At 42.7% G+C, this 10942-nt stretch carries 13 protein-coding genes, 12 tRNA genes and 1 rRNA gene; 25 read left to right on the forward strand and 1 reads right to left on the reverse strand.

Annotated elements, in window-relative coordinates; genetic code table 11:
- The first annotated feature begins 156 nt into the window (after positions 1-156).
- The 11 genes from BLV00_RS19955 to BLV00_RS20010 all read left to right on the forward strand — a co-directional run bounded on the left by BLV00_RS19955 (position 157) and on the right by BLV00_RS20010 (position 8220).
- A complete protein-coding gene (locus tag BLV00_RS19955; RefSeq protein WP_093046709.1) occupies positions 157-438 on the forward strand; it encodes an antitoxin in 282 nt (93 codons plus the stop codon).
- 4 nt (positions 439-442) lie between these two features.
- Positions 443-793 carry a type II toxin-antitoxin system PemK/MazF family toxin gene (locus BLV00_RS19960; protein ID WP_028785208.1) on the forward strand — a complete coding sequence of 117 codons (351 nt, stop codon included), beginning with the start codon at positions 443-445 and terminating at the stop codon, positions 791-793.
- A 254-nt stretch (positions 794-1047) separates the two neighbouring features.
- A complete protein-coding gene (locus BLV00_RS19970; RefSeq protein ID WP_093046711.1) occupies positions 1048-1917 on the forward strand; it encodes an RsbT co-antagonist protein RsbRA in 870 nt (289 codons plus the stop codon).
- Between the two features lie 5 nt (positions 1918-1922).
- On the forward strand, positions 1923-2279 hold the full coding sequence (locus tag BLV00_RS19975; RefSeq protein WP_028785210.1) for an STAS domain-containing protein: 357 nt from the start codon (positions 1923-1925) through the stop codon (positions 2277-2279).
- A 4-nt stretch (positions 2280-2283) separates the two neighbouring features.
- The gene (locus tag BLV00_RS19980) at positions 2284-2685 is read left to right on the forward strand and encodes an anti-sigma regulatory factor (RefSeq protein WP_093046712.1); all 402 of its coding nucleotides are present in this window, start codon (positions 2284-2286) and stop codon (positions 2683-2685) included.
- A gap of 14 nt (positions 2686-2699) precedes the next feature.
- Positions 2700-3710, forward strand: a complete 1011-nt coding sequence (locus BLV00_RS19985) for a PP2C family protein-serine/threonine phosphatase (RefSeq protein WP_093046713.1) — start codon at positions 2700-2702, stop codon at positions 3708-3710.
- Between the two features lie 63 nt (positions 3711-3773).
- A complete protein-coding gene (locus BLV00_RS19990) occupies positions 3774-4103 on the forward strand; it encodes an STAS domain-containing protein (RefSeq protein WP_028785213.1) in 330 nt (109 codons plus the stop codon).
- 2 nt (positions 4104-4105) lie between these two features.
- Positions 4106-4582 (forward strand): anti-sigma B factor RsbW, encoded by a 477-nt coding sequence (rsbW, locus tag BLV00_RS19995; RefSeq protein WP_093046714.1) that lies wholly within the window; start codon positions 4106-4108, stop codon positions 4580-4582.
- Entirely contained in the window at positions 4554-5345 is a 792-nt protein-coding gene (sigB, locus tag BLV00_RS20000; protein ID WP_093046715.1) for an RNA polymerase sigma factor SigB, read from the forward strand. Before rsbW ends, sigB begins: the two co-directional genes overlap by 29 nt.
- Positions 5342-5938 (forward strand): SpoIIE family protein phosphatase, encoded by a 597-nt coding sequence (locus BLV00_RS20005; protein WP_093046716.1) that lies wholly within the window; start codon positions 5342-5344, stop codon positions 5936-5938. Before sigB ends, BLV00_RS20005 begins: the two co-directional genes overlap by 4 nt.
- Positions 5939-6051: 113 nt before the next feature.
- A complete protein-coding gene (locus tag BLV00_RS20010; protein ID WP_093046717.1) occupies positions 6052-8220 on the forward strand; it encodes a Tex family protein in 2169 nt (722 codons plus the stop codon).
- Between the two features lie 110 nt (positions 8221-8330).
- Here BLV00_RS20010 and cmpA read toward each other — a convergent pair whose 3' ends face one another.
- Positions 8331-8441: a cortex morphogenetic protein CmpA gene (cmpA, locus tag BLV00_RS20015; RefSeq protein WP_085505089.1), complete on the reverse strand. Its 111-nt coding sequence runs from the start codon at positions 8439-8441 to the stop codon at positions 8331-8333.
- A 78-nt stretch (positions 8442-8519) separates the two neighbouring features.
- On the opposite strand from cmpA, the gene BLV00_RS20020 reads away from it, so the two are divergent.
- The 14 genes from BLV00_RS20020 to BLV00_RS20085 form a co-directional block, all read left to right on the forward strand.
- Positions 8520-8984: a SprT family protein gene (locus BLV00_RS20020; protein ID WP_093046718.1), complete on the forward strand. Its 465-nt coding sequence runs from the start codon at positions 8520-8522 to the stop codon at positions 8982-8984.
- Positions 8985-9453: 469 nt separating this feature from the next.
- Positions 9454-9528 (forward strand) — tRNA-Asn (locus BLV00_RS20025).
- 2 nt (positions 9529-9530) lie between these two features.
- Positions 9531-9621, forward strand: a tRNA-Ser gene (locus tag BLV00_RS20030).
- Positions 9622-9640: 19 nt separating this feature from the next.
- A tRNA-Glu gene (locus BLV00_RS20035) sits at positions 9641-9712 on the forward strand.
- 23 nt (positions 9713-9735) lie between these two features.
- A tRNA-Asp gene (locus tag BLV00_RS20040) sits at positions 9736-9812 on the forward strand.
- Positions 9813-9821: 9 nt separating this feature from the next.
- Positions 9822-9896: transfer RNA gene (locus tag BLV00_RS20045), tRNA-Gln, on the forward strand.
- Positions 9897-10030: 134 nt separating this feature from the next.
- Positions 10031-10106, forward strand: a tRNA-Lys gene (locus BLV00_RS20050).
- Between the two features lie 6 nt (positions 10107-10112).
- Positions 10113-10197 (forward strand) — tRNA-Leu (locus BLV00_RS20055).
- Between the two features lie 58 nt (positions 10198-10255).
- Positions 10256-10343: transfer RNA gene (locus BLV00_RS20060), tRNA-Leu, on the forward strand.
- Positions 10344-10401: 58 nt separating this feature from the next.
- Positions 10402-10478: transfer RNA gene (locus BLV00_RS20065), tRNA-Arg, on the forward strand.
- Between the two features lie 5 nt (positions 10479-10483).
- Positions 10484-10560: transfer RNA gene (locus BLV00_RS20070), tRNA-Pro, on the forward strand.
- A 26-nt stretch (positions 10561-10586) separates the two neighbouring features.
- Positions 10587-10660, forward strand: a tRNA-Gly gene (locus BLV00_RS20075).
- Between the two features lie 22 nt (positions 10661-10682).
- Positions 10683-10759, forward strand: a tRNA-Ile gene (locus tag BLV00_RS20080).
- Between the two features lie 118 nt (positions 10760-10877).
- Positions 10878-10942: ribosomal RNA gene (locus BLV00_RS20085) — 16S ribosomal RNA — on the forward strand; the annotation flags it as partial.

Raw genomic sequence — 10942 nt, forward strand, 5'->3', positions numbered from 1 at the left:
GCATTGTGGCAATATATTCCTATACCCTCGATCACAATTAGGAAAACACATTTTTAGGAAAAAATACCGGAAGCCCTTTGCAATGCTACCGATAGAGTGGTAATATGATAATGGAATTATAGACTGGTTTTTTACAAAAGTGGATGGTGGAGGTGGATGGTCTTGTCCGACAATCTGCAGGAAATCACAATCAAACTTCCTCAAAGCATGTTGAATGAAGTGGATGGGGTAGTGCAACTCGAGAACGGGGATTGGAGCGATTTCATGTATCAAGCAACGAAAATGTATTTGCGGGAGAAGAAAAAGCGCCATATCAGAGAATCCATGCGAAACGGCTACGTGGAGATGGCAAAAATCAATCTTAATATAGCTTCGGAAGCTTTTCAGGCTGAAGAGGAGGCGGAGAACACCCTAGAACGCCTAGTGAGCGGGGTGTGAAGATTTGATAGTCAAACGCGGCGACGTATATTTCGCTGATTTATCCCCTGTGGTGGGGTCAGAACAAGGCGGCGTCCGCCCTGTGCTCATTCTCCAGAACGATATCGGCAATCGTTTCAGTCCTACAGTCATCGTGGCTGCCATCACAGCGCAAATACAAAAAGCCAAACTCCCGACACATGTCGAAATTAATGCTGAAAAATATGGTTTTGAAAGAGATTCAGTAATATTACTGGAACAGATACGGACAATTGATAAACAAAGGCTCACAGATAAAATAACGCAATTAGATGAAAAGATGATGAAACGCGTGGATGAGGCGTTGCAGATCAGTCTTGGTTTGATAGCGTTTTGATGAAACCGCTCCGTAAACGGGCGGTTTTTTCGTATATAATTGACTCCTTTTTTTCATTTATTATAAATCAACTCTATTTTATGCGAGTTTATAGTAGTATAGGGATACATAATAAGTTGTTTGGAATTCTGTCGAACCAAGTTGCATATATGCCAAAAAAGGGTAAAAAGGTGTTTTTATTTGATTAAGGGTACGATTCATGGGAAAATGTTTAATAAACTAAAATATAATGGTGAATTTTGCGGGGGTTTAACATGGATGCCAAATTAAAGAGCCTTGTGCTTGAAAATAGTAATGATATTGTCAAGATGTGGCTGGAAGAGGTTCAAAGCAATAAAAATAAGGAATACACTTCTACTATCTCTGATGAATTATTCGAAAGTACAAACCGAGAGTTTGTGAACGTCATTTTTTCCAGCATTGAAAACCAGGGGTTAAGCTCGGAGTTGGATGATTTTTCAGAACGGCTGATCAACTTGGGCTGGCCATTGAGTTATTTGACAGACGGAATGCAAGTGTTTCGCAGAGTGACTATTGATTTTATACTTAGCCAATCAGACAAAGTCGACTCGGAATACTTATCCAGAGTGATGCAAAAGGTGGATGCCTGGGTAGGGCCAATCATCAATAGACTGGTCAACGAATATTCCGGAAGCTGGGAACATATTGTTTCCCTGCAGCGTGTGGCTCTGCAAGAGTTATCTGCCCCGTTGATTCCTGTTATGGAAAACATTACGGTCATGCCATTGATCGGTACGATTGATACAGAACGCGCGAAGCTGATTATGGAGAACTTATTGGATGGAGTCATCAAACACCATGCAGATGTCGTGCTGATTGATATTACAGGGGTGCCAGTGGTAGACACTATGGTTGCCCACCATATCATCCAGGCAGCCGAAGCGGTAAGGCTGATTGGATCTACTTGTATTTTAGTGGGTATCCGTCCTGAGATTGCCCAGACAATTGTAAACCTAGGGATTGATTTGACGAAGTTCCCTACAAAAAGTTCTTTGCGCAAGGGGTTCCAATCGGCGCTTGAACTTACCAACCGTAAGATAGTCACCACAGAGGAAAAGGACGAAAGCATTGAAAAACTAATCGATTCACTAGATGGGGAGTGAAGGCTGTGAGAATTCCTATTTTAAAGCTTCATAATTACTTGCTGATCTCGATTCAGATTGATTTGGATGACCAGACAGCCATTCAATTTCAAGAAGATCTACTAAATAAAATCCACTCCAGTGGGGCTACGGGTGTTGTCATCGATCTGACTTCTGTAGATATCATCGACTCATTCATCGCGAAGGTGCTAGGGGATGTAGTTACCATGTCAGATCTGATGGGCGCCAAAGTTGTATTGACTGGTATTCAGCCAGCTGTTGCGATGACGTTGATCGACCTTGGTATTCACATGCAGGATGTACCGACGGCATTAGACTTAGAACAAGGGTTGATCAAACTTCGTCAGGAATTGGAGGAATAAGCGCATGGACTTCCAATCCTGTGTCAATATTAAAAAGGAATGGGATATAGTCGGGGCTCGTCAATTGGGACGGGACATCGCTAAAAAGATCGGCTTCGGTACGGTCGACCAAGCGCGTATCGCGACTGCCATTTCAGAATTAGCAAGAAATATATATTTATATGCAGGAAGTGGGAAGGTTTGTTTTGAGGCCATTGATGATATGAACCATAAAGGGTTGAGTATCATCGCTGTAGATGAGGGGCCTGGCATCGAAGAGTTGAGCCAGGTAATGGAAGACGGTTTTTCCACCTCTGGGGGACTCGGAGCAGGACTTCCTGGTGTCAAAAGATTGATGGATGAATTTGATATTGTCTCAGAGCAAGGAAGAGGCACAGAAATTAAAGTTGTAAAATGGCTCCGTTAAAGGAGGTTTAAACGATGAGCACCTTGAAGCTTGACCTTGAAAATTATAAGGAATTATTGAAAGAATATATCAGAACTAAGGATGAACAAGCCTTATATCAAGCTGAACAATTCAGTAAACACTCGATGCAGCACAATATTTCGCCAGAAGAAATCATTAATATTCATGTACAGTCGTTACAGGAAATATACCCTGAAATGCCTGCTGATATCCAGGCTTCAATGAATTTCCTTCTTGAAACTATGATTTCTTATGGGCTGGCATATCAAGAACATCAAGCTTTAAGAGAAAAGCAGCTTGAGTTGAAATCCGAATTATCGGTAGCTGCTAATATGCAAAAGACATTGCTTTCTACAAACAAACCCGATTTCGATGGGATAGATATTGGAGCTATCAGCGTACCTGCGAAACAGATGAATGGAGATTATCATCATTTTGTCCAGGACCAGGAAGGTTCCTTGGGAATCGGTATAGCGGATGTAATTGGTAAAGGGGTTCCAGCAGCGCTATGTATGTCTATGATCAAATATTCCATGGACAGTTTTCCGCATAAGCGTATGGAACCTAGTGTTATTTTAGAAAGCTTGAACCGAGTGGTGGAACGTAATGTCGATTCCAGCATGTTCATCACTATGTTTTATGGATTGTATGATCCAAAAGACCATAAGTTCTATTATTCATCTGCTGGGCATGAGCCAGGGTATTATTACCACCATGAACAAGGAGAGTTCTCCGAAATGGATGCTCCGGGACTTGTGCTCGGGGTTACCAAAGATGCAGAATATCCACAAAATGAAAAGCAGGTTGATCCTGGTGATATGATCATCATGTTGACCGATGGCGTAACGGAATGTCGTCAGGGCGACCGATTCATAGAGCCGGAAGAAGTTCTTGAAATCATTAAGGAATATATGCATTTACCTGCTCAGGAAATGGTGGAACAAGTGTACAAGCATTTTGAAAAGTTACAGGATTTTCAGTTAAGGGACGATTTTACCCTCGTGGTACTTAGAAGAGATGTTTAACACACATTTATAGTGGGTAAATGTCATCTGATGCACCATTTTCTAAATAGGAGGATGAGTTAATTGAACTTAACGATAGATGTAACGAATAAAGAACATAAATCAGTGGTCAGCCTTTCAGGAGAAATCGATGCGTTTACCGCTCCGAAACTGAAGGAAGAACTGTTACCCCTGACAAAAGAAGAAGGTAAAACAGTGGAAGTTGACCTGAATAATGTCAACTATATGGATAGTACCGGTCTTGGTGTTTTCATCAGTGCTTTGAAGTCAACCAAAGAACATGATTCCGAATTGAAACTGGTTCATATGCAAGAGCGTGTGCACCGTCTTTTCAAAATCACCGGGCTTACCGAGATCATGAACATCGACTCTACAGTACAAGGTGGAATTTAACTATGGAACCATTTGATTTTGTTGAAGTGAAGGTGCCTGCTAAGCCTGAGTATGTAGGTGTGGTGAGGTTGAGCACTTCTGGTATAGCCAATCGTATGGGTTTTTCCTATGAAGATATTGAAGATTTGAAAGTCGCCATTTCAGAAGCGATTACGAATGCTGTTAAACATGCATACAAGGAAACAGATGAAGGAGAAATCACTATTGGATTCGGCGTTTATAGTGATCGTCTGGAAATTATGGTGGCAGACCATGGTGGAAGCTTTGATCTTTCCAATGTTAAAAAAGATATCGGTCCTTACCAACAAAATGATGCTATCGAAGACCTGCGCGAAGGAGGCTTCGGGTTGTTTTTGATTGACGCCTTGATGGATAAGGTGGAGATCAGCAGCAGATATGGAGTCATAGTACTTATGACAAAGTATCTATCTGAGAATGAGGTGGGTCAAGATGGCGACCAGATCTCAACAACACAATAAAGGGGAAGATGAAGTATACCAATGGATTGCTTATCTCCAGGAAAACCCTAGAGATGAAGAAGTCCAGGAAAAAGTGGTATTAGCATATAAGGACCTGGTTGAATCCATAGCTAGAAAATATTCAAAAAACAGCTCGATTCATGAAGACCTTGCTCAAGTTGGGATGTTAGGTCTTTTGGCAGCTATTCGCAGGTATGATCCGTCTTTCGGGAAATCATTTGAATCCTTCGCCATTCCAACGATTATTGGTGAAATCAAGCGTTTTATCCGAGATAAAACCTGGAGTGTGCATGTACCGAGACGAATTAAAGAATTAGGACCGAAAATTAAAAAAGCAGCAGAAGAATTAACCACTCAATTACAGCGTTCACCTTCTGTGTTAGAGATCGCTGAATATTTAGAAGTATCTGAAGAAGACGTGTTGGAAACGATGGAAATGGGCAAGAGCTACAAAGCATTGTCTGTTGACCGGAAAATTGAAGCAGATTCGGACGGCAGCACCGTGACGATTTTAGATTTGATCGGCAATCAGGAGTCTGGTTATGATCAAATTGACCAGCAGATGCTTTTAGAGAAAGTGCTTCCTATCTTATCCGAACGCGAACAAGAAATTCTTCAGTGTACCTATTTTGAAAATATGAGCCAGAAGGATACCGGTGAGCAATTAGGGATTTCGCAGATGCATGTATCCAGGCTACAGCGCCGAGCGCTAAGGAAACTCCGTGAAGCCCTGCAATCCGAATCTTCGGAGGCTTTCTATTGAGTAATGAAGTACGTCGTGTAAAAATTGCAGCGTATCAAAAGCCTAAAAAGGGAAACTATTATTGCGGGGACAGTTATTACTATAAAGAAACGGATAAATCATTTGTTTGCGCGATAGCTGACGGGCTTGGCAGTGGGGAACTAGCCAAAGAATCTTCCCAGGCTGTCATGGATGTCATTGAAGACTTTCCAGACTTGTCTATCGAAGCCTTGATTAAAAAATGCAACGAAGCGCTTATGAGTAAGCGGGGGGTAGTCCTGGGCATATTGAAGATTGATTTTCCTACCGAGACCTATTCCTATTCCTCGATTGGTAATATTGGAATCATGACGGTGACAAGTGAAGGCCGAAAGAAACGTAACATACCGTTAGCCGGTTACCTCACTGGTTATCCGAAAAAAATGCGTGTCGTCTACGGAAAACTGGAACGCGGTTTAGTGTTCATTATGTTCTCCGATGGTGTGAATGAACGACAGCTTTCATCTAAACTATTTCATGATTTCAACGTGGATCGCATTGTGAAACAGTATGAAAATGAAAATGGCGATGTCAGGGATGATGATACGACGTTAATTGCCATGAAATATGATTGAAGGGGCCTTATCTCACTTTTTCCAGGGATAGGGTCCTTTTTAGTCAATGCAGAAACTTATCGCTAAAGTTTGTTAGAATAGAGAAGATATGTATTGTTTGAGGAGGTTGCACGTTGAGTGAACAAAGTGTAAAAACGTCACCGGCGCAATGGGTGGCCAAAGAAGCAAATGTTGCTGAAAAAGCTGTACAGCAAGTAATTGATATGCTTGCTGATGGAAACACCGTACCATTCATAGCCAGATATCGAAAAGAAATGACTGGCGGGCTGGATGAAGTTCAAATTAAAACCATTGAAGATAAGTGGAACTATGTTCAGAATTTAAACCAGCGTAAAGAGGAAGTAATTCGTCTGGTCGAAGAACAAGGAAAACTTACAGACGAATTGCGCAAAGATATAGAAAAAGCATCACAGCTTCAAAAGGTAGAGGACTTATACCGTCCTTATAAACAAAAACGCCGCACACGTGCTACTGTTGCTAAAGAAAAAGGGTTGGAACGATTAGCGGAACAAGTATGTACGCAAAAAGTAATGGACCTTGCGGGAGAAGCTGCGGCATATATCTCTGAAGAAAACGAGCTACATACGGCGGAAGACGTCCTGGCAGGAGTCAATGACATCATTGCAGAGTGGATGGCTGATGATCCTGAATATCGGGAGAATATCCGTCAAAAAACCTTTCAGTCAGGTACGATCAAGTCCGCAGCAAAGGATGCGGAAGCGGATGAAAAAGGCGTCTTCGAAATGTATTATGATTATCAGGAACCGGTGCGAGCAATCGTTTCCCACCGTGTGCTGGCTTTGAACCGGGGAGAAAAAGAAGGGATTATCAAAGTATCTATAAATCCTCCCGAAGAAAGCATCATCACTTATCTTGAACGTAAAGTCATTCGTAATTCTACAGCACAGGATTTACGTGACTTTTTAGCTTCTGCTATCCAGGACGGGTATAAACGCCTGATCGAGCCTTCGGTGGAAAGGGAGATCCGCAACAGCCTTTCTGAAAAAGCGGAAGAACAAGCGATTGAAGTCTTTTCCCAAAATTTGCGAAGCTTACTGCTGCAGCCGCCGTTAAAGGGTAAAACAGTTCTGGGTGTGGACCCAGCCTATCGTACGGGGTGTAAGCTGGGGGTCATTGACGAAACCGGGAAGGTCCATGGAGTTTCTGTCATGTACCCTACACCACCAAAGAACGACACAAAAGGGGCAGAAAAAATATTGCTCTCGTTTTTAGAGAAGCATCCAATTGAATTGATCGCAATCGGAAATGGAACAGCTTCCAGAGAAACGGAACAGTTCATTGCCGATATGATTCAAAAACATAATCTCAACATTGCTTATATGATTGTCAATGAAGCGGGAGCAAGTGTCTATTCTGCTTCCCCATTGGCACGGGAAGAGTTTCCGGAGCTGCAGGTGGAAGAACGAAGTGCGATTTCTATCGCCCGTCGTGTACAAGACCCATTGGCGGAGCTGGTGAAGATCGATCCTCAATCAATTGGTGTCGGCCAATACCAGCACGACGTCACACAGAAAAAACTGAAAGGGTCATTGACCTTTGTTGTAGAAACAGCAGTAAACCAGGTAGGTGTGAATGTGAATACCGCTTCAAGCTCCTTGCTTCAATATGTTTCTGGTTTAAGCAAGACAGTAGCAAATAATGTAGTGAAACAGCGGGAGGAGCTTGGAAAGTTTACGAACAGAAAACAACTGAAGAAAATCCCCAGGCTTGGAGCCAAAACATATGAACAAGGTATCGGTTTCTTGCGAGTGCTGGATGGTGATGAACCCCTGGACCGTACACCGATCCACCCGGAAAGTTATCAGGCAGCCCGGGATTTACTACAAATGGTCGAAAGCAGTGAAAAGGATTTAGGTACGAAGCAGCTTGCCGATGATTTGAGAGGGATGGAAACGGAGGAAACAGCAGAAAAGCTGAATATCGGTTTGCCTACATTGCAAGATATCATCAAAGCACTGGCTCAGCCTGGCCGGGACCCTCGAGATGATTTGCCTAAACCATTGCTGAAGAAGAATGTACTCGCCATGGAGGATTTGGAAGAAGGAATGGAATTAGAGGGTACGGTTCGTAATGTAGTGGATTTTGGTGCTTTCGTAGATATCGGAGTCAAACAAGATGGGCTTGTCCATATATCCAAGCTTGCCAATAAGTTTGTCAAGCATCCGATGGATGTGATCTCAGTTGGAGACGTAGTAACCGTCTGGGTGGAAAAAGTAGATGTCGATAAACAGAGGATTGCGTTGACAATGGTTAATAAATAACATAGAAAAACCTGGCTTGTCGCCAAGTCCTAATAGGGAAGCCTTCGTGTTCTTTCCTTTAACAAAGTTAAACGTAAAAGATACCAGGATGTATCCATTTCTGGTATCTTTTATTTATATTCTTTTTTATAAAAGAACCAACATTGATTGAGCATTTTTATTTGATACTTATCTTTATGATAAAAAGCATTTGCCATCTGTTTTTTTAACCAGCCAGGCATTTGGTTTGCAGACCTCCTTGATGAAAAAATAAAAGTTGCTATGATAAGATATGCAAGTAGTATAGGTGGTGTGACTATATGGTGGAATTAGAACAAGCTGAATTGGAAGAATTGACCCATCAAATATCAGAGAAATACTTTAACAAACCGTTTCTTGATCATGTATGTTTCAATACCAGGCTCCGGACTACTGGAGGAAGGTATATTCCTGCCAAGCGTACGATCGAATTGAATCCGAAGTTCTTACAGGAAATAGGGGAAGAAGAGTTCATTGGAATCATCAAGCACGAGCTGTGCCATTATCATTTGCATATTGAAGGGAAAGGATACAAGCATCGGGACCCTGAGTTCCGCCAGTTGCTGAAACGTACCGGATCTCCACGTTTCTGCTCACCACTGCCTTCCCAAAGTCCTAAAAGAAAACATCATTATTATTGTGAAAAATGTGGTCAATCTTATGCGAGAGTGAGAAGAGTCGACACAAAACGGTACCGCTGTGGAAAATGTCGTGGAAAATTAAAAAAACATGACAAGAAATATTGACGAAATCTATCACCCGTGTTAAATTAAATAAGCCTTAAAAAAACAAGCCAAAAAACACATGATTGATTTCGAAAAAGTGTTTGACAAGCTTGGTGAAATATTATAATATATTTAACGTCGCTGTTGTTTCGTTTTAACACAGCGAGGCATACAATTCTTTCCCCGTAGCGAAGCCTACCTCATCGAATGATCTTCGAAGCAAGCTTTGCGAGGAATTCAACATCACTGATTTAGCCAGAAAGATGAATGATAGGGTTGAATGACGAGCACAACATTAAGATTGTAGCTCAATGATATAACTCAATAACATTATTCCACCGTAGCGAAGCCGACTTCTTTGAGAAAACTTCGAAGCAAGCTTTGCGAGGAATTCACCAGTACTCTTTCATAAAGAAAGACATGCAAAAGCGGTGAATGACGAGCACAACCCTTAAGATTGAAGCGCAATGATATCACTCAATAACATTATTCCACCGTAGCTCAGTGGTAGAGCAATCGGCTGTTAACCGATTGGTCGTAGGTTCGAATCCTACCGGTGGAGCCAGTGGAGAAGTACTCAAGTGGCTGAAGAGGCGCCCCTGCTAAGGGTGTAGGTCGCGTAAGCGGCGCGAGGGTTCAAATCCCTCCTTCTCCGCCATTTTATTTTTTGCCAGAATGGCCCGTTGGTCAAGTGGTTAAGACACCGCCCTTTCACGGCGGTAACACGGGTTCGAATCCCGTACGGGTCACTTTTATTTTTGAAAATTACATAGGTCCGGTAGTTCAGTTGGTTAGAATGCCTGCCTGTCACGCAGGAGGTCGCGGGTTCGAGTCCCGTCCGGACCGCCATTTTGTGTTTGGGCCATAGCCAAGCGGTAAGGCAGCGGATTTTGATTCCGTCATGCGCTGGTTCGAATCCAGCTGGCCCAGCCATTTTTTATTTCAAAATTACCATTGACTTTAAAAGCGATGAGTTATATAATGATTCTTGCTGTCTCTTAACAGCAATCAATAAAATAAAGTAAGGAACCATTAGCTCAGTTGGTTGTAATGCTTGTTAACTTAATGAGCCATTAGCTCAGTTGGTAGAGCATCTGACTTTTAATCAGAGGGTCGAAGGTTCGAATCCTTCATGGCTCACCATTTAATGCGGGTGTGGTGGAACTGGCAGACACGCTAGACTTAGGATCTAGTGCCTTACGGCGTGGGGGTTCGACTCCCTCCACCCGCACCATTTCATTTATTGCTGTCATGCACAGCATTTTAATTTTGTTTCCGTTTCGTTAAAACATGCGGTCGTGGCGGAATCGGCAGACGCGCTAGGTTGAGGGCCTAGTGGGGGTTCACCCCGTGGAGGTTCAAGTCCTCTCGGCCGCACCATAAAAAGTATTGACTAACAAATAACATCATGTTATATTAGAAGATGTCGCTTTATTAAGCGCCCGTAGCTCAATTGGATAGAGCGTCTGACTACGGATCAGAAGGTTAGGGGTTCGACTCCTCTCGGGCGCGCCATTCTACGGGAAGTAGCTCAGCTTGGTAGAGCACTTGGTTTGGGACCAAGGGGTCGCAGGTTCGAATCCTGTCTTCCCGACCATCGATGTAACAATTCCAATCATATATGCGGGTGTAGTTTAGTGGTAAAACCTCAGCCTTCCAAGCTGATGATGTGGGTTCGATTCCCATCACCCGCTCCATTATTTCTTATTGAATTAATTGGGGCCTGTAGCTCAGTTGGTCAGAGCGCACGCCTGATAAGCGTGAGGTCGGTGGTTCAAGTCCACTCAGGCCCACCATGATTTGATCTTTGAAAACTGAACGAACCAACCAGTACGTCAAATTAATTTCTTCATTATATGAGGAAATAAAACAACGCACTTTAGTAGTGCAAACATGAGCAAGACAGACTCAACTTTTATGGAGAGTTTGATCCTGGCTCAGGACGAACGCTGGCGGCGTGCCTAATACATGCAAGTCGA

Source organism: Thalassobacillus cyri (assembly GCF_900107755.1).
Classification (GTDB): domain Bacteria; phylum Bacillota; class Bacilli; order Bacillales; family Halobacillaceae; genus Thalassobacillus; species Thalassobacillus cyri.